The following is a 25,359-nucleotide window of genomic DNA, read 5'->3' as shown; positions in this document are numbered from 1 at the left end:
CAGAAGAATTACGCAACCGATTGCATAAGCGTAAACACAATAACTTCAGATCTGTCTAAAATATCATACTAATAAGAGTCCAACTTTTCAACTGTTTTGTGCTAGAATAAAGAGGAGTCTAGTCGTCTGAAGGAGAAATTATGGATAAAATTATTTTAAATGGTTGCCGTTTTTATGGCTATCACGGGGCTTTTGCTGAGGAACAGACCCTAGGGCAAATTTTTGTGGTAGATTTGGAATTGGCTGTCGATTTGACCAAGGCATCACAAAGTGACAATCTAGAAGATACGGTTCACTATGGTTTGGTTTTTGAAGCCGTGCAAAAACAAGTGGAAGATAAAAAGTATATTTTGATTGAGCGTTTGGCTGGTGTGATTTGTGAGGATTTATTTGCACAATTTCCACCAATTCAATCTATTAAAGTTCGAATTACCAAGGAAAATCCACCAATTAATGGGCATTATAAGAGTGTTGGTATCGAATTGGAGCGTAGCCGATGACAAGAGTTTATTTGAGTTTGGGATCTAATATGGGAGACCGTCAAGGCTATCTTCAAAAAGCTGTGAAGGCCTTGAATGACTTACCTGAGACGGAGGTTAAAGCGGTATCCTCTTATTATGAAACGGCTGCTTGGGGACTGACAGATCAGGCTGATTTTTTGAATCTTGCCTTGGCTTTAGAGACGAAGTTGCCAGCAGAGACCTTACTAAGGTCATGTCAGCAAATTGAAAAAGACCTTGATCGCGTTCGTCATGAACATTGGGGGCCTCGGACGGTAGATATAGATATTCTTCTATATGGGCAGGAAATCTGGGAGACTGAGCACCTTAAAGTGCCTCACCCATATATGAGTCAGAGAGCTTTTGTTCTGGTGCCCTTAGTAGAAATAGCAGATGATTTGGTTGATCCTAAAACTGGCCAAGCCTACAAAAATTATTTGAGTCAATTAAACACTAGTGATGTCCGTAAATTGGAGCTTATGGACTAGCTTTGCGTGAAATTCCTTGTCGTCAAGATGGGGAATTTTTGCTATAATTAAACTTGGCTTTTTGCTGTATTTTTCTTTTAATTTTTAGGGAAAAATACTAACTCATTTATAGGTAGTGATAGTAATATGGGGAAGTCTATCACGATACCTATAAAGAAATCAATGTATAGAAAAAGTATGGAAAATAACATGTTAGATGAACTTAAAGAAGATTTAGTGGGGATTGATATTCGTTTCGACGAACCCTTAAAACGTTATACATATACCAAGGTTGGTGGTCCAGCTGATTATTTGGCCTTTCCACGTAACCGCTATGAACTCTCTCGTATTGTCAAATTTGCTAATAAGCATGACATTCCTTGGATGGTGCTTGGTAATGCCAGTAACTTGATTGTTCGTGACGGTGGTATCAGAGGTTTTGTGATTATGTTTGACAGGCTCAATGGTATCGCAGTTAATGGTTATCAAATTGAAGCTGAAGCGGGAGCTAACTTGATTGCGACAACCAAGGTAGCCCGTTTCCAAAGTTTGACAGGTTTTGAATTTGCAGCGGGGATTCCAGGTAGTGTTGGTGGTGCCGTCTTTATGAATGCTGGTGCCTATGGTGGCGAGATTGCCCATATCTTGGTTTCTGCTCAGGTTCTTACAAAAGACGGTGATATTCGTACGATTGACGCAAGAGATATGCGCTTTGGTTATCGTCGTTCAGTGCTCCAAGAAACAGGAGAAGTGGTTATTTCAGCTAAATTTAACCTCAAACCAGGAGACTACGAGCAAATCAAGAATGAGATGAACCGTCTTAATCACTTGCGAGAGCTTAAACAACCTCTTGAATACCCTTCATGTGGTTCGGTCTTTAAACGCCCACCAGGTCACTTTGCAGGTCAGCTGATTATGGAAGCTAACCTCAAGGGACATCGTATCGGCGGCGTTGAGGTGTCAACTAAGCATGCTGGTTTCATGGTCAATGTTGATCACGGGACAGCTAAAGATTACGAAGACCTTATTGCAGATGTTATCGCCAAAGTTAAGGAAAATTCAGGTGTTACACTAGAGCCTGAAGTACGTATCATTGGCGACAAATTAAACTAATAAAACCCTATCCCTATATTTGCTATCCATGGAGGATTTATGACAATTGACTAATCCGATTATTGCCTTTCGAAACGTCTCAAAAGTGTTTGAAGACAGTGGCACACAAGTTTTAAAAGACATCAACTTTGAATTAGAAGAAGGTAAGTTTTATACCCTACTTGGGGCTTCTGGTTCTGGTAAATCAACAATTTTGAACATCATTGCAGGTCTCTTAGATGCGACCAGTGGTGACGTCCTTTTGGATGGAAAGCGTATCAATGATATTCCTATCAATAAAAGGGATGTCCACACCGTTTTCCAATCTTATGCCCTCTTTCCACATATGAATGTCTTTGACAATGTGGCTTTTGCCCTTAAATTGAAAAAGGTGCCTAAAAAGGAAATCGAAGAGCGTGTAGAAGAAGCCTTAAAGATGGTTCAACTCAATGATTATCAAAAACGCTCAATTCAAAAATTATCAGGTGGTCAACGTCAACGTGTGGCCATTGCCCGAGCAATTATTAACCAACCACGTGTGGTCCTTTTGGATGAGCCTTTGTCAGCACTGGATTTGAAACTACGTACTGAAATGCAATACGAGTTGCGCGAATTGCAGCAACGTCTAGGGATTACCTTTGTCTTTGTTACCCACGACCAAGAAGAAGCCTTGGCCATGTCGGATTGGATTTTTGTTATGAACGATGGTGAAATTGTTCAATCAGGAACTCCGGTTGATATCTATGACGAACCTATTAATCACTTTGTTGCAACCTTTATTGGAGAATCTAACATCCTCCCAGGTGTTATGATTGAGGACTATTTGGTTGAGTTCAATGGGAAACGTTTTGAATCTGTCGATGGAGGAATGCGTCCTAACGAACCTGTCGAAGTGGTTATTCGTCCTGAAGATTTGCAGATTACACTTCCTGAGGAAGGTAAATTGCAAGTTCGCGTGGAAACTCAGCTCTTCCGTGGGGTCCACTATGAAATCATTGCCTATGACAATCTTGGCAATGAATGGATGATTCATTCAACCCGTAAGGCGATTGAGGGTGAGATTATCGGTCTTGATTTTACGCCTGAGGATATTCATATCATGCGTCTTAATGAGACAGAAGAAGAGTTCGATGCACGTATTGAAGAATATGTGGAAGTGGAAGAACATGAAGATGGCTTGATTAATGCCATTGAGGAGGAGCGCTATGAAGAAAACAGCTAGCCTCTTCTCGGTACCTTACCTCCTTTGGCTCCTACTCTTCGTGGTTGCTCCAGTGCTCATGCTACTCTATCAGTCTTTCTTTGATATCAGTGGCAACTTTACATTGGATAATTATGGCACCTTCTTTTCCAGTTGGACTTACTTAAGGATGAGTTTTAACTCGGTTCTTTATGCAGCCATCATTACTCTAGTAACTCTCCTTATCTCTTATCCGACGGCATATCTCTTAACCAGACTGAAGCATAAGCAACTTTGGTTAATGTTGGTCATTTTGCCAACCTGGGTCAATCTCCTTCTGAAAGCCTATGCTTTTATGGGGATTTTTGGCCAACAAGGTGGTATCAATGCCTTTCTCGGTTTCTTTGGGATTGCACCCATGCAAATCCTCTTTACGGACTTCTCCTTTATTTTCGTAGCTAGCTACATTGAAATTCCTTTTATGATTCTACCGATTTTCAATGCACTGGATGATTTGGATGAAAATATTGTGAATGCAAGTAAAGATTTGGGAGCCAATGATTGGCAGACCTTTACCAAGGTTATTTTTCCCTTATCGCTTAATGGGGTACGCTCTGGTGTCCAGTCGGTCTTTATTCCTAGTCTCAGCCTTTTTATGCTGACACGCTTGATTGGTGGTAACCGAGTTATCACCCTAGGGACAGCTATCGAACAGCACTTCCTCACGACACAAAACTGGGGAATGGGGGCAACCATTGGTGTTGTTCTTATTGTTGCTATGATTGCGACAATGTGGTTAACAAAGGAGAGACGTCAATGAAAAAATTTGCAAATCTCTATTTAGCTCTTGTCTTTGTTATCCTTTACCTGCCAATCTTTTATTTAATCGCCTACTCTTTCAACAGTGGTGGCGATATGAATAGTTTCACAGGTTTTACTCTGGATAACTACCAGAGCATGTTTTCAGATAGCCGTCTTATGTTAATTCTGGCTCAAACCTTCTTTTTAGCTTTCCTTAGCGCTCTTCTAGCAACGATTATTGGTACCTTTGGGTCTATCTTTATCTATGAGAGTAAACAAAAGCAACAGACTGGGATTTTATCCCTAAATAACGTGCTCATGGTTGCACCGGACGTCATGATTGGTGCTAGTTTCTTGATTCTCTTCACCTTGATTGGTTTCCAATTAGGCTTTGTATCTGTCTTATTGAGTCACATTGCTTTTTCAATCCCAATTGTGGTTCTCATGGTGTTGCCACGTCTCAAGGAAATGAATCGAGATATGGTAAATGCGGCTTATGACCTAGGTGCAACACAATGGCAGATGTTACGTGAGGTTATGTTGCCATACTTGACACCTGGTATTATTGCTGGTTATTTCATGGCCTTTACCTATTCATTGGATGACTTTGCAGTAACCTTCTTTGTAACGGGGAATGGTTTTTCAACACTTGCTGTGGAAATTTACTCACGTGCACGTAAGGGGATTTCTCTGCAAATCAATGCCTTGTCAACCGTTGTTTTCCTATTCTCTATTCTTTTAGTGATAGGTTATTATGCGATTACCAAGGAGAAGGAGGAGCAGGATGCGTAGACTCTATCAATTTCTGGCAGGTATCTTAGCCATTATCTTCTTCCTTTGGGGCATCTCTGCCTACATGCAGAGTCGTACAGGAAATGTGTCGGACAAATTAGTTATCTATAACTGGGGTGATTATATTGACCCAGACCTCCTGACCAAGTTTACAAAAGAAACGGGCATCAAGGTTCAGTACGAAACCTTTGATTCCAATGAAGCCATGTATACCAAGATTAAGCAGGGCGGAACAACCTACGATATCGCTGTGCCGTCAGACTATACTATTGATAAAATGGTTAAGGAAGACCTTTTGGTGAAGTTGGATAAATCTAAAATCAAAGGTTTTGACCAGATTGGCTCAAGCTTTAAAGGACTTAGTTTTGACCCTCACAATGACTATTCCGTCCCTTATTTCTGGGGAACTGTCGGCATTGTTTATAATACAAAATTGGTGAAAAAAGCACCACAGCACTGGGATGATCTTTGGTCACCAGATTACAAAAACCAGATTATGCTCGTGGATGGCGCGCGTGAAGTTCTTGGTTTCTCACTCAATAGCCTGGGATATAGCTTGAATACGAAGAACATGACCGAATTACGTTTGGCTGAAACTAAACTTAATAGTCTGACACCAAATATCAAGGCTATTGTTGGTGACGAGATGAAGGGCTACATGGTTCAAGGTGATGCGGCCATTGGAGTAACCTTCTCAGGGGAAGCTAGTGAGATGCTTGATAAAAATGAGGACCTACGTTATGTTGTCCCATCTGAAGGCTCAAATCTTTGGTTTGATAATCTGGTGATTCCTAAGACTGTAAAGCATGAAAAAGAGGCTTACACCTTTATCAACTTCATGCTTAAACCAGAAAATGCAGCCCAAAATGCTGAATATATCGGTTACGCCACACCTAACCAAGCAGCTAAAGCCTTGCTTCCAAAGAGTATCACTGATGATAAAGCCTTTTATCCCTCAGAATCAACCATTAAAAACCTTGAAGTCTATAACAACTTAGGTCAAAAATGGCTCGGAATCTATAACGATATTTACCTTCAAGTTAAGATGTATCGTAAATAAGTCTTTTGAGATTTGAGTTTTAGATGCCATCTAGAATAATTCTTCAAACGATTTTATTTTCGAAAATACTAAGAGGCTGAAACGCAATCGTTTCAGCCTTTTTCTTATATCGAAAAGTCTCGCCTGTTGCGTACAACTCTCTCTCGATTAACAGGAGTTTCCAAGTTTTCAGGAGTGCTGACATATAAGCGATAAAGAAAGTATCTCTTTTACACTATTTCGAACGAGCTATGCTATTTTTCTTGAAAAATTGTATCACTGTGCTATAATAAAGCAAAGAAATTTTTAATGTTTATTTTGGAGGACTTAACATGCAAGCAGCACTTCTCTTTTTACTGTTTTCATTCCTGATTATTTTGGGAATTCTCATCAGTATGCTTTACGTTGTACGTCAACAGTCAGTGGCTATCGTTGAACGTTTTGGGCGTTATCAAAAAATTGCAACGAGTGGGATTCATATGCGTTTACCATTTGGTATCGATAAAATTGCCGCTCGTATTCAACTACGTTTGCTTCAAAGTGAGATTGTGGTTGAGACTAAGACAAAGGACAATGTCTTTGTCATGATGAATGTGGCTACTCAATATCGTGTTAATGAGCAAAATGTTACAGATGCTTACTATAAACTCATGCGTCCAGAAGCTCAAATTAAATCATACATTGAGGATGCTCTCCGTTCATCAGTTCCTAAATTGACGCTCGATGAACTCTTTGAGAAGAAAGATGAAATTGCCCTTGAGGTTCAACACCAAGTGGCTGAAGAAATGACAACTTATGGGTATATCATTGTTAAGACTTTGATTACCAAAGTTGAACCAGATGCTGAAGTTAAACAGTCTATGAACGAAATCAATGCTGCCCAACGTAAGCGTGTCGCAGCTCAAGAATTGGCAGAAGCTGATAAGATCAAGATTGTCACAGCAGCTGAAGCCGAAGCTGAAAAAGATCGTCTTCACGGGGTCGGTATTGCCCAACAACGTAAGGCAATCGTTGATGGATTGGCTGAATCTATCGCAGAACTTAAAGAGGCCAATGTGGGTATGTCTGAAGAGCAGATTATGTCTATTCTCTTGACTAACCAATATCTAGATACCCTTAATACTTTTGCGGCTAAAGGCAATCAAACCTTATTCCTACCAAATAATCCAAACGGTGTGGATGATATTCGTACCCAAATTTTGTCAGCCTTAAAGACAGATAATAAAAATTAAGCACAAAAAGAAGCCAGATCTATACAATCTGACTTTTTTTGTTTTATTTTTCTAGGAATTGCGTCAAACGAATAACTTCAATCTTATAGCCATCTGGATCAGTGATAAAATAGTACATTTTTGGTTTACCAGGAAGACCTGAGAGGTCTGTGACAGTATAGCCAGCTTCTTTGTGAGCTTGGTGTGTAGCTTCTAGGTCATCAACACCAACGGCGATATGACCATATCCATCCCCAAGATCATAAGCTTCATGGTCGTAGTTGTAGGTTAATTCCAACTCGTAATCAGGATCATCTTCGAGTTGCAAGTAGACAAGGGTGAACTTATATTCTGGAAAATCATTGCGACGAGCTTCTTTGAAACCAAGAGCTTCTTTATAAAATTTAAGTGAGGCTTCTAGGTCCTTGACACGGACACAAGTGTGTAGAAATTTAGTCATGTGAGATAACTCCTTTTATCTAATTCTGTAAGTTTATGATAGCATTTTGGAACCGTTTTTTCTAGTTTTTGTTATTTTGTGTTATAATGACGAATAACAATCTGTGGAGGATGCTTATGACGATTTTAGCGATTGATTTTGGGGGAACACAGGTGAAGTCAGCACTTGTTTCAGAGCAGTTTGCCATTGAAAAGAGTCTGCCGACGCAGTCATCTCCACAAACCTTAGAACAAGCTATTGACGTGATTGATCAGATAGTTACTTCAGTTGAAGTAGACTTATCAGGTATAGCAATTAGTGTTCCAGGGACGGTTGATACTGAGGAAGGTGTGATTTATCATGGTGGCTTATTGAGGTTCTTCCACGGCTTTCGTATTAAAGAGGTCCTCGAAGCCAAGTACCATCTGCCTGTGATGGCTCTTAATGATGGTAAAGCAGCGGCCTTGGCAGAGCTAGCTACAGGTCATTTGCAAGGAGTGGCCAATGGTGCAGCTCTTGTTTTGGGTTCAGGTCTAGGTGGTGGATTTATTATTAATGGTAAACTTTTTCAAGGAAGTCATTTTCAAGCGGGTGAGTTGACCTTTCTGTTACCAGTTCAAATGGAAAAAGTTGATCCTTCATTGATGCGAGGCATGACTTTGTCGGCTGTCGGTTTAATTACCAAGGTAAATGAAGTGCTAGGTAACTCAGATTTAAAGGATGGTTTAGCCGCATTTAAGGCCATAAATGAAGGAGATAAAACAGTCTATCCGCTTTTTGAAAGCTATTGCCGTAACCTAGCCATTACCATTTTGAATCTTCAAACTATCTTTGATATGGAAACCTTTGTTATTGGAGGTGGCATTTCAGCCCAGCCGATTCTTATCGAGGAGGTCAACCGCCAGTTTGATAAGGTTCACCATGAGATTGACTTTATCGGTAAAATTATTAAACGTCCCGAGATTGTTGCTTGTCATCATCATAATGGAGCTAATCTAATTGGGGCAGCCTATTTTCTTAAGCAAAAATAAACGGATACTAAAATCAATTACTGATGAAAATATACATAAAATACCTAACTTTTTTGAGGCGAGCGGTTAATCCCGTTCGTTTTTTACTGTTAACACTTTACAATATTCAGAAAATTCGCTATAATAGGACCATTAAAATTTTGGAGGTGTCTTTATGACAATTTATAATTTCTCAGCAGGACCTGCTACATTACCAAAACCAGTGCTTGAAAAAGCCCAAGCTGAATTGCTTAACTATCAAGATTCCGGTATGTCCGTGCTAGAAATGTCCCACCGTTCTCCAGAATTTGACAAAATCGTTAAAGATGCGGAAGCGACACTTCGTGAGCTTATGGCCATTCCTGATAACTATAAGGTTATTTTCTTGCAAGGTGGCGCTTCGACACAATTTACAATGGTCCCACTTAACCTCGCTCAAGGTAAGAAAGCTTACTACCTTGTAGGTGGTTCATGGGGTAAAAAAGCTTATACAGAAGCTGTTAAACTTTCAAAAACTATTCCTTTTGAACCAATTCTTTTGGCCTCTTCAGAAGAAACTGTTTACGATCACATCCCAAGCTTTGACCCAGCAACAATTGATCCAGAAGCTGCTTATGTTCACTTGACAACGAACAATACCATTGAAGGAACATCTATCTACGATTTGCCTGATACTAATGGTGTGCCAATTGTAGCTGATATGTCTTCAAATATTTTGGCTGCTCGTTACAATGTTGAGGACTTTGCCCTTATCTATGCTGGTGCTCAGAAAAATATTGGACCTGCTGGGGTGACAGTGGTTATCGTTCGTGAAGACTTCCTTAACGACCAACCACAATTGTCTGCCATGTTGGATTACCGTATTCAAGCTGAAGCAGGATCACTTTACAATACACCACCATGTTTCAACATCTATATTTCAAAACTCGTCTTTGACTGGGTTAAAAATGAAATTGGTGGCGTGGACAAGATGGCTGAAATTCAACGTGAGAAATCAGGTCTTCTCTACGATTATATTGAATCATCTGATTTCTACACAAATCCTGTCAAAGATGCCAAGAATCGTTCTGTCTGCAATATCCCATTTGTAACACCAAGTAAAGAGTTGGATGCTAAATTTGTAGCAGAAGCAGATGCTCTTGGTTTCAAGAATATCAAAGGACACCGTTCAGTAGGTGGTATGCGTGCTAGTGTTTATAATGCATTCCCACGTCAGGGTGTACTTGACTTGATTGACTTTATGAAGAAATTTGAAGCCGAAAATAAATGATTAGGTAAAGAGATGGAAATTAGACAAGCCTTCCCAAATGAAATTGGGGCTATCATGACTGTGATTGAGAGTGCTAGAACTGCTTTAGCAGAAGCGGGGAGTACCCAATGGCAAGGAGCTGATGGTTACCCTACTGAAGAAACTATCTTTGACGATGTCCTTAATGGGCAGGCCTATGTAGGAATTGTTGATGGTCAAATCGTTTCTTATGCTGCGGTGATTGTTGATGGAGACCCTGCTTACGACAAAATCTATGACGGGGACTGGAAACACCACAATAAGCGCTACATTACTTTTCATAGAATCGCCGTTTTAAGTGAATTTTCGGGCCAGGGTATTGCTCAAACCTTCATTCAAGGTCTTATTGAGGGGACTGATGCTCATGATTTCCGTTGCGATACGCATGAAAAGAATACTGTCATGCAGCATATTTTGGAGAAGCTTGGCTATGTCTATTGTGGCAAGGTTCCTATTGATGGTGAACGTCTTGCTTATCAGAAAATCAAAACTAAGCGAGAGAAGGCCTTTTATCAAGAACTTGATGAAGCAGCTCACCACGGGATACATTGATTTAAGAGGAATAAAATTATGGTATTTAGTGTAAAAACGTATAACAATATTAACCAGATTGGTTTGAAGGAACTTGGAAATCATTTCCAAATTGATGGTGATTTAGCGAAAAATCCGGATGCCTATATCATTCGTAGTCAAAATCTCCATGACACTGTTTTTCCTGACAACTTGAAAGCTATTGCGCGTGCTGGTGCAGGTACTAACAATATCCCAGTTGACGAAGCAACTGAAAAAGGAATTGTTGTCTTCAATACTCCAGGTGCCAATGCTAACGCTGTTAAAGAAGCTGTTTTGGCCTCTATCTTACTCTCAGCACGTGACTATATTGCGGCCAATGCTTGGGTTAACACACTTAGTGGTGATGATGTTCCTAAACAAATTGAAGCAGGTAAGAAACAGTTTGCAGGTAGCGAGATTACTGGTAAGACATTGGGTGTTATCGGGCTTGGTGCGATTGGTGCACGTATTGCCAATTATGCTTACCGTTTGGGAATGAAGGTCTATGGTTACGACCCATATGTTTCTATTGAAGCTGCCTGGAATATCTCTCACCATGTAAAACGTGTTTCTGATCTTAAAGAGATTTTTGAAAACTGTGACTACATCACTGTTCACGTCCCATTGACACCTGATACGAAGGGGACTTTCAATGCGGATGCCTTCAATCTCATGCAAAAAGGCACAACTATCATTAACTTTGCCCGTGCAGAGTTGGTAGATAATGATGCTCTCTTTGATGCTTTGGAAACAGGTGTGGTTAAACGTTATATCACTGACTTTGGTACAGAAGACCTACTTAACAAACCTAATGTAACAGTCTTCCCACACGTTGGTGGTTCAACAGGTGAAGCAGAACTTAACTGTGCGATTATGGCAGGTCAAACTATCCGTCGCTTTATGGAAACAGGTGAAATTGTTAACTCTGTTAACTTCCCACGTGTGCAACAGGCCTTGAGTGCTCCATACCGTATCACCTTGATTAATAAAAACGTGCCTAATATTGTGGCTCGTATCTCTACTGCGGTTTCTGATTTTAATATCAATATTGATAATATCATCAACCGTTCTAAGGGTGATTACGCCTACACGCTTCTTGACCTTGATGAAACCGATAAGGAAAAGATTGATGAATTGGTTGCTAAGTTTGAGGCTAGCGACAATATCGTACGTGTGCGTTTGATTAAAGGCAAAAAATAAGAGTTAAACTGGCAGGAACAAGAGATTCCTGTCTTTTTTGTTATAATAAAGACATGCTTTATCGTCAGTATTATTTATCTCCTATTGGACGCTTGTGCTTGGTGGCAAGTGACCAAGCGCTTTATGGTGTTTGGTTGGAAGGGCAAAAACATTTTCAGGCAGGGATCAAGGAAGAGGAGCTAGTAGACACCTCAAATTCTATCTTGAAAATAACCAAGAATTGGTTAGAGGCTTATTTTAAGGGGGATAATCCAAGTCCAGATATCCTCCCTCTAGCTGATAGGGGGACAGATTTTCAACAAAAAGTCTGGTCAGTTTTAGGGGAGATACCTTATGGACGGACTATTAGCTATGGACAGATTAGCCAGCAAATCTCCTGCAAATCCGCACAGGCTGTGGGAACCGCTGTTGGTAAAAATCCTTGGTTGATTCTGGTCCCTTGTCATCGTGTCTTACCTAGCAGTGGACAGATAGGTAATTATGCAGCAGGAGAAGAAGCCAAGTGTTTTCTATTGCGTTTAGAAGACATCAGGTTTGACAGTCCCAGAGAGATAGCTTATGCTAGAAAAAAGGAGAAAAACATGTACACTTTTTATGAATATCCCAAATGTAGCACTTGCCGTAAGGCGAAAGCAGAACTTAACCAGTTAGGTTTAGATGTTGAATCTATTAATATTAAGGAAAATCCACCTTCAGCTCAATTTTTAAAAGAGCTTTTGGAAGGGTCAGATTTAGAACTTAAGAAATTCTTCAATACGAGTGGTCAATCCTACCGCTCTCTAGGTTTAAAGGATAAGCTACCGACACTATCTCTTGATGAAGCTGTTGAACTCTTGGCTTCAGATGGTATGTTGATTAAACGTCCTATCTTGATTAAAGATGGTAAGGTTTTACAGGTTGGTTACCGTACGCCTTACCAAGACTTAAATTTATAAAAAATGAGCAAAAAATCTTGCCACAGTAAATAGAAGTATGGTAAGATTAAAACAGTTGCCGCTATAGTTAAATGGTATAATAGAGCAATGGTAATGCTCCGTTCCGAGTTCAATTCTCGGTGGTGGCATCTGTGATAAAGTCCAGCCTTAGGGTTGGATTTTTTTATATTCAAAGAGGCTGATTTATGCCTCTCAATTTTTCAAAAGAATTTACTGAAAACTCTTGAAATTCAAAAAAAAAGGAGTAGACTAATAGGTGATTAAACCTAGGAGGCAAGTCGTGAAATACTACGTTCAATTCATGTTGATTTGTTTGTTTGCCGTTATTGGTGAAGCTATTTCAACATTCTTCAAATTACCTATTCCTGGAAGCATTATTGGCCTATTCTTGCTTCTTATTGCTCTTCAGCTTAAGTGGATTCGTCTACGCCACATTCATGCTGTTGCAGAGTTTTTAATTGCCAATATGACTATCCTCTTTTTGCCAGCAGGTGTCGGTATTATGGAACGATGGAATGCTATTTCAGCGAATATTGTTCCTATTATTTTGATTATTATGGGAGCTCTGGTTCTTAATATTGTGGTGATTGCAGTAGTTGTCGGTTTCATCAAAAAACATTTTGAAGGTGATTACGAGGAGGTTAAACGTGGCTAATTTTTTTAACACACCCTTGTTTGGGCTGACCCTTTCTGTACTAGCTTACACAATAGGGCTTTTGATCTATCGTCGCTTCCCTAACCCTTTGACAACGCCTCTTCTTGTATCGACTGCTTTGATTATCGTCATTTTGCACTATACAGGGATTTCCTACAAGGATTACTATGTAGGTGGGTCTTATCTTAATAGTTTGATTATTCCTTCAACGGTCGCTCTAGCAGTTCCTTTCTACAAGAATCTACACCTTATGCGCCATCACTATAAGAGTATTCTCATTGGTTCAACTGTTGCTTGTGTCCTAAATACAAGCTATACAGCCTTGATTGCTAAGCTTTTTGGGATGGATTATTTCTTAGCCATTTCTCTCTTTCCTAAGTCTGTAACAACTGCCATGGCTGTAGGGATTTCGGAAAAAATGCAGGGGATTACGACAGTAACCTTGGTCGTCGTTGTTATTACGGGTATCTTAACCTCTGTCTTGGGTCCTGTCTTCTTAAAAATGATTGGCATTAAAGATCCAGTTGCTATCGGACTTTCACTCGGAGGGACCGGACACGCTGTTGGTACAGGAACTGCCTTCAGATATGGTCAAGTTGCAGGTGCCATGGGTGGTCTTTCGATCGCTGTAACAGGGATATTATATGTCTTTATTAGTCCTATTGTGGCAAGTTTGATTCTGAAATAAAAAATTAAGGTTTGGATAGCTTATCCAAGCCTTTTTAGCTGTGAAAAACAAGCAAAATCTGACCTTTTATGGTATAATTAAGGTTATGAATTATGGAGATTATATCTGGGATTTGGGTGGTACCTTGTTGGATAATTACCAGGTATCAACCCAAGCCTTTCTAGCAACTTTAGAGCAATTTGGTCGGACGGCAGAGCACCAAGAAATTTATGATGCCCTTAAGGTATCAACCAGCACAGCTATCGCGAAATTTGCTCCCGATATAGCCGATTTTCGGACCCTATACAAACAGGAGGAAGCTAAGCATTTGCAAGAGCCTGTACTTTTTGAGGGGGCTAAGGCTATCCTCGCTAAGATAGTGGAAGAAGGTGGGCGTAATTTCTTGGTTAGCCACCGTAATCACTTGGTGCTAGACATCCTTGATAAGGCAGAGATTGCCCCTTATTTTACGGAGGTTGTAACTTCTGAAAATGGTTTTGCTAGAAAGCCTAGTCCAGATAGTTTTCTTTATTTAATTAACAAATACGATATTAAACATGGCTTGGTCATAGGTGACCGCCAGATAGATATAGAGGCTGGTCGAGCAGCAGGTCTGGATACCTTGCTTGTTGATGGCCATAAATCATTATTGGAGATTGTGACATAAATGACTGATGAATTAAAAAATCTTGAAGAAAAAGCGCAAGAATATGATGCCAGCCAGATTCAAGTCCTAGAGGGGCTTGAAGCGGTACGTATGCGCCCAGGTATGTATATTGGATCAACCTCAAAAGAAGGGTTGCATCATTTGGTATGGGAGATTGTCGATAACTCAATTGATGAGGCCTTGGCTGGTTTCGCCACTCATATTCAGGTCTTTATTGAGCCGGACAATTCTATCACGGTTGTCGATGATGGTCGTGGTATTCCAGTCGATATCCAAGAGAAAACTGGCCGTCCTGCAGTTGAAACTGTCTTTACGGTACTTCACGCTGGTGGTAAATTCGGCGGAGGCGGTTATAAGGTCTCTGGTGGATTGCACGGGGTTGGTTCTTCGGTCGTTAATGCCCTCTCAACACAACTTGATGTTAAGGTTTATAAAAATGGCCATATCCACTTCCAAGAGTATAAACGTGGGGTCGTGGTGGCAGATCTAGCAGTAATTGGTGAAACAGAGAAACATGGTACGACTGTTCACTTTACGCCAGACCCAGAGATTTTCCAAGAGACAACCGAGTTTGATTTTGGAAAATTGGCTAAACGTATCCAAGAGCTAGCCTTTTTGAACAAGGGGCTCCGTATCTCTATCACAGATAAGCGTGAGGGTCTCGAACAAGAGAAACATTATCACTACGAAGGTGGTATCACATCTTATGTGAAATACATCAATGAAAACAAGGATGTTATCTTTGATGAACCTATCTACACTGATGGTGAGATGGATGGTATTTCGGTTGAAGTTGCTATGCAATACACGACTGGCTATCATGAAACGGTGATGAGTTTTGCTAACAACATTCACACCCATGAAGGTGGTACCCACGAACAAGGTTTCCGTACAGCCTTAACGCGTGTCATTAATGACTATGCGCGTCAGAATAAGATTCTCAAAGAAAAAGATGATAATTTGACTGGGGATGATGTTCGTGAAGGGTTGACTGCTATCATCTCTGTCAAGCATCCAAATCCACAGTTTGAAGGTCAAACCAAGACCAAGCTTGGAAACTCTGAAGTGGTTAAGATTACCAATCGTCTCTTTAGTGAGGCTCTAAGTCGCTTCCTCTTGGAAAATCCTGCCATTGCTAAGAAGATTGTTGAAAAAGGGATTTTGGCTTCTAAGGCCCGTATCGCCGCTAAGCGTGCCCGCGAAGTGACACGTAAGAAGTCAGGGCTTGAAATTTCTAACCTTCCAGGGAAGTTGGCAGACTGTTCATCAAATAATGCCGAAATGAATGAACTTTTCATTGTCGAAGGGGACTCAGCCGGTGGTTCTGCTAAGTCAGGGCGTAACCGTGAATTCCAAGCCATTCTGCCAATTCGAGGTAAGATTCTGAACGTTGAAAAGGCTAGCATGGATAAGATTCTAGCCAATGAAGAAATTCGTTCTCTCTTCACAGCAATGGGAACAGGTTTTGGAGCTGAATTTGATGTCAGTAAGGCACGTTATCACAAGTTGGTCATCATGACCGATGCCGATGTCGATGGGGCTCACATCCGTACCTTGCTTCTGACTTTGATTTACCGCTTTATGCGTCCAGTCTTGGAAGCAGGCTATGTCTACATCGCTCAACCACCAATTTATGGGGTTAAGGTTGGTTCTGAGATTAAAGAATATATCCAACCTGGTGCAGATCAAGAAGACAAATTGCGTGCTGCTCTTGAAAAGTATAGTGTGGGACGTTCAAAACCTACGGTACAACGTTATAAAGGTTTGGGTGAAATGGATGACCACCAACTTTGGGAAACAACCATGGACCCTGAAAATCGTTTGATGGCGCGTGTTTCTGTGGATGATGCTGCAGAAGCAGATAAGATTTTCGATATGCTGATGGGAGACAAGGTTGAACCTCGCCGCGAATTTATCGAAGAAAATGCCGTTTACAGTACTCTAGATATCTAATATTCTTTTAGAAAAGGGTGCAATGCTAGGATAACTATGATATAATCGTAATGTTATTCTACATTTATGAACATAATAGACGATTAAGGAGAAACTATGTCTAGCGGAATTGTTTTACTGATTGTAGTGGTAGTTATGCTCGTAATTATCGCTTACTTAGTCGGTATTCTTATTAGAAAACGAAATGATTCGCGGATTGCCGAGCTTGAAGAACGCAAGCAAAGATTATTTGACTTGCCAGTCAATGAAGAAATTGAAGAAGTCAAAAAGCTTCACTTGATTGGACAAAGTCAGACAACCTTCCGTGAATGGAATCAGAAATGGATAGATATCTCGACAAATTCATTCGCAGATATTGAAAATCATATTTTCGAAGCTGAAAATATGAATGATACCTTCCATTTCTTCAAGGCTAGTGGTGAAATTAATAACATTGAGAGTCAGTTGGATCTTGTGGAAGAAGACATCAAGTCTATCCGCGAAGCACTCTCAACCTTGAAAGAACAAGAAGAAAAGAACAGTGCTCGCGTTAAGCATGCACTAGACTTGTACGAAGAGTTGCAAAACTCAATCGAGGAAAACTCTGATAATTTCGGTTCTACCATGACCGAAATCAATAAACAGCTTAAAAACATTGAAGCTGAGTTTGCAGAATTCGTGACGCTTAACTCATCAGGTGACCCTGTTGAGGCATCAAGCATCTTGGACCGTGCAGAAGAGCACACTATTGCATTGGGTCAAATTTCAGAGAAGATCCCTGCTATTGTAGCTAAGTTGGAAGATGATTTCCCAGATCAGTTGGATGATTTGGAGTCTGGCTACCGCAAGTTGATTGAGCAAAATTATCACTTCCCTGAAAAAAATATCGAACGTCGCTTCCAAGAAATTCGCGAAGCTATCCGTTCAAACTCAAGTGAGTTGGTTTCTCTTGATTTGGACCGTGCGGAAGAAGAAAACGCTGAGATTCAAGAAAAAATTGACAACTTATATAGCATTTTCGAACGTGAAATTGCATCATACAAGGTTGTTATGCGTCAAAAGAAAATTTTGCCAGATTATCTCAAGCATGCTAAAGAAAACAACAAGAAACTTCAAGAAGAGCTTGAGCGTCTCATGTTGACTTACATTTTCGATGAAACCTATGCAGCAGATGTACGTAGCTTTGCATCTGATATCTCAGGTGTGGAGACAGCTGTGCTTCCAACCCTTGAAAATTTTGAAACTCAGGTGAAACCTTTCTCAGAACTTGAAAAGGTTTTTGAAAAGAGTCTCAATACCTTGTCTGCTGTTGAAAATGGTCAGGTTGAGGTCTTTGAAAAACTTCAGGCTATTGAGAAAAACGAAGCTAAGGCACGTGAAGAGCTTGATGTTTATGTTAATAAATTACATGTTATCAAGCGTTACATGGAAAAACGTAACCTTCCAGGTATTCCTCAATCCTTCTTGAGTGTCTTCTTCTCAACAAGTGCACAAATTGAGGCCCTTATGGATGAACTCAGCCGTGGACGTATCAATATCGATGCGGTAATGCGTTTGACAGAAACATCTAAAAATGCCATTGATCATTTGGAAGAGACTGCCTACTTGGTTGTTCAAAATGCAACCTTGACTGAGCAACTCTTGCAATACTCAAACCGCTACCGTTCATTCGAACCTGCTGTTCAAAGCAGCTTTGAGCATGCACTTAAATTGTTTGAAGTTGATCATGATTATGATGCATCTTTGGAAGAAATCTCTTACGCCTTGGAAACAGTTGAACCAGGTGTGACAGATCGTTTTGTATCATCTTACGAGAAGACACGCGAACAAATTCGTATGTAAGAGAAAGATTCTGGACTAGGGTCCAGAATTTTTTGTAAGGTCCGTTTTTCATTTCATATTAAAATTAAATCCAGTGTAGGTTTAGATAGGCATCAAAGAATCGAGGTAATTATGTCAGAAGTTAAAGGTTTATTAGTTATGGACGTAGATTCAACGCTAGTCCAAGAAGAAGTTATCGATTTATTGGGAGAAGAAGCAGGCGTTGGTCAAGAAGTTGCTGAAATCACAGAGCGTGCCATGCGTGGAGAATTGGATTTTAGACAGGCCTTAAATGAGCGTGTAGCGACCCTCAAGGGATTGCCAGAGAGTATATTTGATAAGGTCTATGCTCGTATTCATTTCAACAAAGGAGCCAAGAAACTTGTGGATGAACTTCACGCCCGTGGCTTTAAGGTAGGCTTGGTTTCTGGAGGCTTCCATGAGACTGTGGATAGACTAGCAGCTGAAGCAGGAATCGATTATGTCAAGGCTAATCACCTAGAGGTTGTTGATGGTGTCTTAACTGGTAAGGTTTATGGTGAGATTGTCACCAAAGATGTCAAGGTAGCCAAACTCAAGGATTGGGCGTCAGAAAATGGTCTCGAACTCTCGCAAACCATTGCAATGGGTGACGGTGCCAATGATTTGCCTATGATTAAGACAGCTGGCATTGGTATCGCCTTTTGTGCCAAACCAATTGTCCGTGAACAAGCTCCCTACCAAATCACAGAACCAGATTTGTATAAGGTAATCGAGATTTTGGATGAGGTCAAGAAATAGTAGAGATATAAATAGTCCTTTGGAATCATCCAAAGGACTATTTGTATACCAAAAAAGCACCGAATCGGTGCCACTTTCTCAAGTTGAATACGGACCAAGCCTTATTTTAACTTTGCTGTATTGTTTCGAATGGTTTCGCTTCCCAATATATCGATTTTTGGTTGACTTCTTTTCCAACTCATCCTATCATAGAGGAGTCTAGTATTGAAATGGGGGAAGAGACATGTTATACGAATATCCGGCGATTTTTCACACGATTGAGGAAGGTTATCAAATTAGTTTTCCTGACTTTGGTCGTAGCATTAGGGCAGATTCTTTGCCTCTTGCCATGACGAAAGCATCTGTGTTTTTATCACATATTATAAAGGGCTATGGAGATAAGGATTTACCTGTGCCGACTGCGGTAAGTAGTATTCCTAATGAGGAAGAACTCGTCGTTTTGATTCAAACAGAGCTTGATTAAGACTAAAAAACTCTCGGAAGATCGATTACCGAGAGTTTTAGTTTTTATTGGCCACATAGACGCCCAAGACGACTAAAATTCCTGCAAAAATTTGTAGATGTGAGAAGGGCTCTCCTAAGACAATAACAGCAGCTAGAATAGATATAATTGTCGAAATCCCAATGAAGGAAGCTGTTCGGTTAACCCCGATATTGGCGATGGCAAAATTTGATAGCAAATAGCCCAGAACACTACATCCCAAGCCTTGATAAAGGATAGTGATTGTAAATTTTGGATTGGTCAAAGGAAGAAGTAAGAGTTCTTTTAAGTAGCCAGCTAGAAAGCCTTGGCTGAGTGCAAAGAGTCCAAATGTCAGGCAACCACTGGCAAGCATAAAATAGGTAATCTCAAGGCTGGTGAATTGACTTGCCCTTTCAACATCAACGCAATACAGGGCGTAGGAGATGACTGCTAGCCCTAGAATCAAGTAGCCAACAAGGGAGAAGTGAGTAGAACCGCCAGCAGCAAAGACAGCCATGATAATACCGACAAGGGTTGTGATGACACCGACCACTTGCCAACGGCTAGGCCATTCTTTTAAAATTAGGCTGGACATGATAAGGGCAACGACTGGGATACAGGCGAGGAAGGCTCCGCTTTCAGAAGCAGTCGTCATACGAATGCCAATCGTTTCGCAAATAAAATAGATAATCGGATTGAGAATGGCAATACGTGTCAGAGGTTTAAGATTTCTACCGTTAATGTTTAGCCGACGTCGGCTGAATAGGAAATAAAGGTTGATAAAAAGGAAGGCGGTGACAAAGCGCCAAGAGATTAAAGCCAGGTCACTGACCTGTGCTGTAATAGATTTGGTAAAGATAAAACTGAGCCCAAAGAGAATTTCACAGGTCGCTGCAGCCAAGCATCCTAAGATGATTTTATTCTTCATTATCTCACCTCCTGAATTTGCATTTCCACGCCTATTATAGCACTTTCAGGAAGCGTTTACATCAATCTGAACCTAAAAAATAGACTAGCAGATTAGCTAGCCTATCTTATCTTATTAGTTACCAATTGAGACAGTCCCGTCTGATCCAACTTTGACATTTGTACCGTCTTGGCTATTAACGTCGACTGAGCCATCTTGACCAACTGTTGCACTGTTACCTTCGCTATCGTTGGCTTCGACAGTATTATTACCGTTTGTTTTTGCTGAGTTACCGTTTCCATCGCTGACCTCAGTTGATCCGTCTTTGTTGACTTTTACTGAAGCACTTGAATCAGTTGAAGAAGATTCTTTGGTCACCTTACTTGATGATGGTGCTGAAGATGACGAGTCAGTTTTGTCTTTAGAGTTGCCACATGCTGCTAAGGTCAACAAGGCAAGAACTGAGACAGAGGCTAAAGTTAATTTAGAAAATGTTTTCATAATAGTCTCCCTTTTTTCTTAGTAAATTCATTTTAAATGAATTACCATAATTTTAAAAGCGCTTCCAGTCGCTTTTACTCAACTGTAATCCCTTAGTAATGCCAGTGTTGTACAAGGCTAATCTATTGAAAAATAAGAGCTAAAAGCTATTACGCTTTTTCTTCTTTTGATAGATATTTCAAAGCGTTCAGCTCGGTCCTTAAGGCTCTCTTTGTTATAATAATAAAAAACAGATTGAGGTGACATGATGTATCAAACAACAATTAAAGGTGACAAACGTTTCCATTCGCTTTCAGAGGGTTATGGAGCACCTGTGGAACTTTTTGGCTACACGGATGATGGGGAAACACCGATGAGCTTGGTGAATATTGCCTTGGCTTCCTGTGTGACCATGTGTCTACAGAGTTATTTTGCCAAGTATCAGGGAATCGAGGAGCTTGCTATTCAAGTTGATTCCAACTATGAAGAAGGGCATTTCATCCTTGCCATTCATTTACCTGAGGATCTGATTTTGAAAAATGAGCAAGAACTCTTGGCTTTTGTGGATAATTTTTGCCGAGTGAAGAAGCTTTTTCGTGAAGATATTCAGGTTGATATTAGCTTAGCCAAATAAGCTTACTATCCTTTATGAACTTCGTGTTATACTAGTAGATAAAGACGTGTCATTTCACTAGGTGTGGAATGAGCAACAATAGGAGGGCTTGCTATGCAAGACAAACTACATGAAATCCGTGTGTTTGAGAATTTTCAAGAAGAACTATTTGAAACGGGACATGTCATCGTGACAACTAAGGTGGTTGAGAAGTCCCTGAATTATTTTGGTAATGCTCACGGAGGGTATTTGTTTACGCTTTGTGATCAGGTTGCAGGGCTTGTGGCCATTTCAACAGGCGACTATGCGGTGACGCTTCAGTCTAATATCAATTACCTCAAGGCAGGGCATTTGTCTGACCAACTCAAGATTGAAGGACTATGTGTTCATAATGGTAAGACGACTAAGGTGGTGGAAGTTGTTATTACTAATCAGGAAGAGAAAATTCTTACAAGGGCTACGTTTACCATGTATGTGACAGGCTCGGTCGAGGAATAGAAAAGGAGCGTTTATGTCAGATTTTCAAACCATGGATGACTTTGCGGTCTTTGTTAATGACTACCTGACACCAGACCAATTGAGCGTTCAAGCCTATTCTTATGCGTCAGACCAGCAGGAGCTCTCTCTTCTTGTGACCATTGATGATTACGAGATGATGTGTCGTTGGCATGCTGTCTGGACTTTTTCAGGGTTACACCAGGCCTTCTTTCAGTCTGTAATGGACTCGGCTAACAGCTTTTCTATTGATAGTGATAGCTTGGCTATGAAAGTGCGTTTAAGGGATCAAGAGCTCTTGTTTCAAGCAAAGGGGCTTGAAATGGTGGTTGTCGATTTGCCTGAGCCCCTTTTTCGTTTAGCTGATGTGTCTTTTAACGAAGGAGGAAAGCACTTTACCTACCTTTGTGAAGACCAAAGTGTTACAGCAGAAGATTGGGTTTTGGTTCCTATAGGTTCTGGTAATGCTGAAAAAGAAGCATTTGTAGAAAAGATTTCCTATGTCCTAGCGGATGAGGTTCCAGTTGAACTGACAAAACTGAAAAAGGTGATTCAAAAGCTAGATTTAGTAACCGTTCGTTATGATGTGAAGGTTGTTCGAAAGGGATTTTTGAGTTTTTCAGGGATGGTTTTTGAGGGCGAGGAACTAGGTAAGCCAACAGACTTTCTTTGGGTACCCTTTTTGGCAGAACAAGATGATTTGGCTGTTCCTACCTATGGTATTCGGATCAATGATGGCAGTCGCAAGACTTATGTAACGGCCTTGGCTGGTGAGGATGATAGTATGGAAATGATTGCTCTTGCACCAGCTACTTATGCGGTTTTTAAACTTAGTGGGCCTGCAACAGCAGCTGTTTGGGAGAGTTTTCATTATGCTAAGAAACATTTTGAAATGATTAATCAGCCAACTGTAGAGGTTTATCCACCAGGGAATCGTCAGGCTGAAGATTATGAGATGGAAGTTTGGATTCCAATAAAGGAGGAAGTATAGATGCGTCTGGATAAGTTTTTGGTTGATTGTGGTGTTGGTAGTCGCAGTCAAGTCAAGACCTTTCTCAAAAAGAAGCAAGTGACCGTAAATGGTCAGGTGGAGACGTCACCCAAGACTCAGATTGATGAGAATCAAGACCAGATTGCTTTTCAAGGTCAAGCATTAACACACGAGACCTTTGTTTACTATCTTTTAAATAAGCCTCAGGGAGTCATTTCAGCGACGGAGGATGCCCGTCACAAGACAGTACTTGATTTACTGGATGATACAGCACGACATAAGCAGGTCTTTCCTGTTGGACGTTTGGATATTGATACTCACGGTCTCCTGCTTTTGACAAATAATGGCGATTTAGCTCACGCTATGCTGTCTCCAAAGAAACATGTTGATAAGATTTATCAGGCTAAGGTTGATGGAATCATGAATCAGGAGGATATTCTGGCTTTTGAAAAAGGAATTGAACTCAAAGATCATACTTGCCAACCGGCTAAACTAGAAATTATTTCAGTAGATAGGGCTACTGGGACTAGCCTGGTTCAGATTACCATTGCTGAGGGGAAATTCCATCAGGTTAAGCGTATGGTAGCTGTTTGTGGTAAGGAAGTGACAGAGTTACAACGTCTGAGCATGGGACCTTTAAGCCTGCCAGATGATTTAGACCTTGGTGCTTGGCGACGTTTGACCGAGGAGGAGTTGGAAGCTTTAACGGTTTTTGGAATTCCTTTGGCTTAAGCTAGTCTAAGAGTTGCGAAATAGGCAGATTTTTGTTACTATTATTGTGAAATATTAGAAGAAAAAACGAGGTAAATTCAAGTGGCATTTGGAGATAACGGACCACGTAAGAAATCATTTTTTGAACGTCTAACAGTATTGGTCGTTTTGATTATGCTATTAGTAACAGTTGGGGCATTGATTTTCCAAGCAGTCGCAGCTGTCCTTTAAGACGCTATCAAGCGTTTTTTTGTGTATGTCGGAAATTCTTTCGTTTGTAATTGAATTTGTACATGGCATACGAATCAGAAAGAGAGAAATATAGATGAGTATGTTTTTAGATACAGCCAAGATTAGTGTCAAAGCTGGTCGTGGTGGAGACGGAATGGTTGCCTTCCGTCGTGAGAAATATGTACCCAATGGCGGTCCTTGGGGCGGTGACGGTGGTAAGGGTGGCTCAGTCATTTTCAAAGTTGACGAAGGCTTGCGTACCCTTATGGATTTCCGTTATAACCGTAAATTCAAGGCTAAGAATGGCGAAAAAGGCATGACCAAGGGAATGCACGGTCGAGGTGCTGAAGACCTCATCGTTAGCATCCCGCCTGGTACAACGGTGCGTGATGCTGAGACAGGCAAGGTTATTACTGATATGGTTGAGGATGGCCAAGAGTTTGTCGTTGCTCACGGTGGACGTGGTGGACGTGGAAATATCCGTTTTGCGACACCTCGTAACCCTGCTCCTGAAATCGCTGAAAATGGTGAACCAGGAGAAGAACGTGAACTTCAATTGGAATTGAAGATTTTGGCTGATGTTGGTTTGGTTGGTTTCCCATCCGTTGGTAAATCAACGATTCTCAGTGTGGTAACAGCAGCAAAACCAAAGATTGGTGCCTATCACTTTACGACAATTGTTCCTAACTTGGGGATGGTTCGTACGAAGTCAGGTGAGAGCTTTGCCATGGCTGACCTTCCAGGATTGATTGAGGGGGCTAGCCAGGGTGTTGGTTTGGGAACACAGTTCCTTCGCCATATTGAGCGTACACGTGTTATCCTTCATGTGATTGATATGTCAGCGAGTGAAGGGCGTGATCCTTACGAGGACTATCTTCAAATTAACAAAGAGTTGGAAACTTACAACCTTCGCTTGATGGAACGTCCACAAATTATTGTGGCTAATAAGATGGACATGCCTGGGGCTGAGGAAAACTTGAAAGAGTTTAAGGAAAAATTGGCTGCTAACTATGATGAATTTGATGAGTTGCCACAAATTTTTCCAATTTCAAGTTTGTCTCACCAAGGTTTGGAAAATCTCTTGGAAGCTACTGCAGAATTGCTTGATGAGACAGACGAATTCTTGCTTTATAGCGAAGACGATATGGAGCAAGAAGAAGTTTACTATGGCTTTAACGAGGATGAACGTCCATTTGAAATTAGTCGTGACGACGATGCTTCATGGGTACTTTCTGGTGAGAAACTTGAAAAACTCTTTGTCATGACTAATATGGAACGTGACGAATCTATCATGAAATTTGCACGTCAATTGCGTGGTATGGGAGTTGATGAAGCGCTTCGTGAACGTGGTGCTAAGGATGGCGATATCGTTCGTATCGGTAACTTCGAATTTGAGTTTGTGGATTGACGTTGAAAGACTCTCTAAGTGCTGAAGCACTT

The 25,359-nt window shown here is 40.7% G+C and carries 29 protein-coding genes, 1 tRNA gene and 1 pseudogene; 28 read left to right on the top strand and 3 right to left on the bottom strand.

The features are described 5' to 3' along the window. The first annotated feature begins 140 nt into the window (after nucleotides 1-140). From folB to SSAL8618_RS07785, 8 genes are all read left to right on the top strand, one after another. Nucleotides 141-500 (top strand): dihydroneopterin aldolase, encoded by a 360-nt coding sequence (gene folB / locus SSAL8618_RS07820; RefSeq protein ID WP_002884716.1) that lies wholly within the window; start codon nucleotides 141-143, stop codon nucleotides 498-500. Then, the gene (folK, locus tag SSAL8618_RS07815; RefSeq protein ID WP_002884240.1) at nucleotides 497-988 is read left to right on the top strand and encodes a 2-amino-4-hydroxy-6-hydroxymethyldihydropteridine diphosphokinase; all 492 of its coding nucleotides are present in this window, start codon (nucleotides 497-499) and stop codon (nucleotides 986-988) included. The genes folB and folK overlap by 4 nt, the downstream gene beginning before the upstream one ends. A gap of 189 nt (nucleotides 989-1,177) precedes the next feature. Continuing rightward, complete coding sequence (gene murB / locus SSAL8618_RS07810) at nucleotides 1,178-2,080, top strand: UDP-N-acetylmuramate dehydrogenase (RefSeq protein WP_022496810.1); 903 nt, start codon at nucleotides 1,178-1,180, stop codon at nucleotides 2,078-2,080. A gap of 46 nt (nucleotides 2,081-2,126) precedes the next feature. Further along, complete coding sequence (locus tag SSAL8618_RS07805) at nucleotides 2,127-3,281, top strand: ABC transporter ATP-binding protein (protein WP_038676592.1); 1,155 nt, start codon at nucleotides 2,127-2,129, stop codon at nucleotides 3,279-3,281. Next, nucleotides 3,265-4,059, top strand: coding sequence for an ABC transporter permease (locus SSAL8618_RS07800; RefSeq protein ID WP_002884253.1), 795 nt, complete (start codon nucleotides 3,265-3,267; stop codon nucleotides 4,057-4,059). Before SSAL8618_RS07805 ends, SSAL8618_RS07800 begins: the two co-directional genes overlap by 17 nt. Further along, nucleotides 4,056-4,832, top strand: a complete 777-nt coding sequence (locus SSAL8618_RS07795; RefSeq protein ID WP_038676589.1) for an ABC transporter permease — start codon at nucleotides 4,056-4,058, stop codon at nucleotides 4,830-4,832. Before SSAL8618_RS07800 ends, SSAL8618_RS07795 begins: the two co-directional genes overlap by 4 nt. After that, nucleotides 4,825-5,892: an ABC transporter substrate-binding protein gene (locus SSAL8618_RS07790; RefSeq protein WP_038676587.1), complete on the top strand. Its 1,068-nt coding sequence runs from the start codon at nucleotides 4,825-4,827 to the stop codon at nucleotides 5,890-5,892. Before SSAL8618_RS07795 ends, SSAL8618_RS07790 begins: the two co-directional genes overlap by 8 nt. A gap of 311 nt (nucleotides 5,893-6,203) precedes the next feature. Then, nucleotides 6,204-7,103 carry an SPFH domain-containing protein gene (locus tag SSAL8618_RS07785; protein ID WP_004183097.1) on the top strand — a complete coding sequence of 300 codons (900 nt, stop codon included), beginning with the start codon at nucleotides 6,204-6,206 and terminating at the stop codon, nucleotides 7,101-7,103. Between the two features lie 43 nt (nucleotides 7,104-7,146). Here SSAL8618_RS07785 and gloA read toward each other — a convergent pair whose 3' ends face one another. Continuing rightward, complete coding sequence (gene gloA / locus SSAL8618_RS07780; protein ID WP_002884456.1) at nucleotides 7,147-7,542, bottom strand: lactoylglutathione lyase; 396 nt, start codon at nucleotides 7,540-7,542, stop codon at nucleotides 7,147-7,149. 116 nt (nucleotides 7,543-7,658) lie between these two features. Here gloA and SSAL8618_RS07775 point away from each other — a divergent pair, with 116 nt between their 5' ends. The 14 genes and pseudogenes from SSAL8618_RS07775 to SSAL8618_RS07710 all read left to right on the top strand — a co-directional run bounded on the left by SSAL8618_RS07775 (nucleotide 7,659) and on the right by SSAL8618_RS07710 (nucleotide 19,491). Further along, nucleotides 7,659-8,552 carry an ROK family protein gene (locus SSAL8618_RS07775; protein ID WP_038676584.1) on the top strand — a complete coding sequence of 298 codons (894 nt, stop codon included), beginning with the start codon at nucleotides 7,659-7,661 and terminating at the stop codon, nucleotides 8,550-8,552. A gap of 154 nt (nucleotides 8,553-8,706) precedes the next feature. Next, nucleotides 8,707-9,801: a 3-phosphoserine/phosphohydroxythreonine transaminase gene (gene serC / locus SSAL8618_RS07770; RefSeq protein WP_002884688.1), complete on the top strand. Its 1,095-nt coding sequence runs from the start codon at nucleotides 8,707-8,709 to the stop codon at nucleotides 9,799-9,801. Nucleotides 9,802-9,813: 12 nt separating this feature from the next. Next, complete coding sequence (locus tag SSAL8618_RS07765; protein ID WP_037602870.1) at nucleotides 9,814-10,371, top strand: GNAT family N-acetyltransferase; 558 nt, start codon at nucleotides 9,814-9,816, stop codon at nucleotides 10,369-10,371. A gap of 18 nt (nucleotides 10,372-10,389) precedes the next feature. Further along, entirely contained in the window at nucleotides 10,390-11,571 is a 1,182-nt protein-coding gene (locus SSAL8618_RS07760) for a 3-phosphoglycerate dehydrogenase family protein (protein WP_037602873.1), read from the top strand. Between the two features lie 53 nt (nucleotides 11,572-11,624). Next, a pseudogene (locus tag SSAL8618_RS10580) lies at nucleotides 11,625-12,110 on the top strand (methylated-DNA--[protein]-cysteine S-methyltransferase); the annotation flags it as partial. Nucleotides 12,111-12,152: 42 nt separating this feature from the next. Continuing rightward, a complete protein-coding gene (locus SSAL8618_RS10575; RefSeq protein WP_037611955.1) occupies nucleotides 12,153-12,506 on the top strand; it encodes an arsenate reductase family protein in 354 nt (117 codons plus the stop codon). A gap of 57 nt (nucleotides 12,507-12,563) precedes the next feature. Further along, nucleotides 12,564-12,634: transfer RNA gene (locus tag SSAL8618_RS07745), tRNA-Thr, on the top strand. Nucleotides 12,635-12,786: 152 nt separating this feature from the next. Beyond that, complete coding sequence (locus SSAL8618_RS07740) at nucleotides 12,787-13,161, top strand: CidA/LrgA family protein (protein WP_002884266.1); 375 nt, start codon at nucleotides 12,787-12,789, stop codon at nucleotides 13,159-13,161. Continuing rightward, nucleotides 13,154-13,849: an LrgB family protein gene (locus SSAL8618_RS07735; protein ID WP_002884772.1), complete on the top strand. Its 696-nt coding sequence runs from the start codon at nucleotides 13,154-13,156 to the stop codon at nucleotides 13,847-13,849. Before SSAL8618_RS07740 ends, SSAL8618_RS07735 begins: the two co-directional genes overlap by 8 nt. 85 nt (nucleotides 13,850-13,934) lie before the next feature. Continuing rightward, a complete protein-coding gene (locus SSAL8618_RS07730; protein ID WP_037611867.1) occupies nucleotides 13,935-14,495 on the top strand; it encodes an HAD-IA family hydrolase in 561 nt (186 codons plus the stop codon). After that, the gene (gyrB, locus tag SSAL8618_RS07725; protein WP_037601635.1) at nucleotides 14,496-16,448 is read left to right on the top strand and encodes a DNA topoisomerase (ATP-hydrolyzing) subunit B; all 1,953 of its coding nucleotides are present in this window, start codon (nucleotides 14,496-14,498) and stop codon (nucleotides 16,446-16,448) included. It begins immediately after the preceding gene. 96 nt (nucleotides 16,449-16,544) lie between these two features. Continuing rightward, nucleotides 16,545-18,269, top strand: coding sequence for a septation ring formation regulator EzrA (gene ezrA / locus SSAL8618_RS07720; RefSeq protein ID WP_038676580.1), 1,725 nt, complete (start codon nucleotides 16,545-16,547; stop codon nucleotides 18,267-18,269). A 111-nt stretch (nucleotides 18,270-18,380) separates the two neighbouring features. Beyond that, the gene (gene serB / locus SSAL8618_RS07715) at nucleotides 18,381-19,028 is read left to right on the top strand and encodes a phosphoserine phosphatase SerB (protein ID WP_038676578.1); all 648 of its coding nucleotides are present in this window, start codon (nucleotides 18,381-18,383) and stop codon (nucleotides 19,026-19,028) included. Between the two features lie 223 nt (nucleotides 19,029-19,251). Beyond that, nucleotides 19,252-19,491 carry a hypothetical protein gene (locus tag SSAL8618_RS07710; RefSeq protein ID WP_037602882.1) on the top strand — a complete coding sequence of 80 codons (240 nt, stop codon included), beginning with the start codon at nucleotides 19,252-19,254 and terminating at the stop codon, nucleotides 19,489-19,491. A gap of 37 nt (nucleotides 19,492-19,528) precedes the next feature. Here the strand turns inward: SSAL8618_RS07710 and SSAL8618_RS07705 are convergent, their stop codons facing one another. Beyond that, nucleotides 19,529-20,419, bottom strand: a complete 891-nt coding sequence (locus SSAL8618_RS07705) for a DMT family transporter (RefSeq protein WP_038676576.1) — start codon at nucleotides 20,417-20,419, stop codon at nucleotides 19,529-19,531. Between the two features lie 114 nt (nucleotides 20,420-20,533). Next, a complete protein-coding gene (locus tag SSAL8618_RS07700) occupies nucleotides 20,534-20,899 on the bottom strand; it encodes a hypothetical protein (protein ID WP_038676574.1) in 366 nt (121 codons plus the stop codon). Nucleotides 20,900-21,146: 247 nt separating this feature from the next. Between SSAL8618_RS07700 and SSAL8618_RS07695 the strand changes: the two genes are divergently transcribed. The 6 genes from SSAL8618_RS07695 (at nucleotide 21,147) to obgE (ending at nucleotide 25,327) form a co-directional block, all read left to right on the top strand. Next, nucleotides 21,147-21,512 carry an OsmC family protein gene (locus tag SSAL8618_RS07695; RefSeq protein WP_038676572.1) on the top strand — a complete coding sequence of 122 codons (366 nt, stop codon included), beginning with the start codon at nucleotides 21,147-21,149 and terminating at the stop codon, nucleotides 21,510-21,512. Nucleotides 21,513-21,605: 93 nt separating this feature from the next. After that, complete coding sequence (locus tag SSAL8618_RS07690) at nucleotides 21,606-21,989, top strand: PaaI family thioesterase (RefSeq protein ID WP_021143776.1); 384 nt, start codon at nucleotides 21,606-21,608, stop codon at nucleotides 21,987-21,989. A gap of 13 nt (nucleotides 21,990-22,002) precedes the next feature. Then, a complete protein-coding gene (locus SSAL8618_RS07685) occupies nucleotides 22,003-22,977 on the top strand; it encodes a GyrI-like domain-containing protein (RefSeq protein ID WP_038676569.1) in 975 nt (324 codons plus the stop codon). After that, on the top strand, nucleotides 22,978-23,709 hold the full coding sequence (locus SSAL8618_RS07680) for a pseudouridine synthase (RefSeq protein WP_022496324.1): 732 nt from the start codon (nucleotides 22,978-22,980) through the stop codon (nucleotides 23,707-23,709). A gap of 81 nt (nucleotides 23,710-23,790) precedes the next feature. Further along, nucleotides 23,791-23,919: a DUF4044 domain-containing protein gene (locus tag SSAL8618_RS10425; protein WP_002884629.1), complete on the top strand. Its 129-nt coding sequence runs from the start codon at nucleotides 23,791-23,793 to the stop codon at nucleotides 23,917-23,919. A 94-nt stretch (nucleotides 23,920-24,013) separates the two neighbouring features. Next, nucleotides 24,014-25,327 carry a GTPase ObgE gene (obgE, locus tag SSAL8618_RS07675; protein ID WP_038676566.1) on the top strand — a complete coding sequence of 438 codons (1,314 nt, stop codon included), beginning with the start codon at nucleotides 24,014-24,016 and terminating at the stop codon, nucleotides 25,325-25,327. Nucleotides 25,328-25,359: the final 32 nt, after the last annotated feature.

This window comes from Streptococcus salivarius (assembly GCF_000785515.1).
Classification (GTDB): Bacteria; Bacillota; Bacilli; order Lactobacillales; family Streptococcaceae; genus Streptococcus; species Streptococcus salivarius.
Note: the sequence above shows the minus strand (reverse complement) of the source record. Positions and strands in the feature narration are given on the sequence as shown.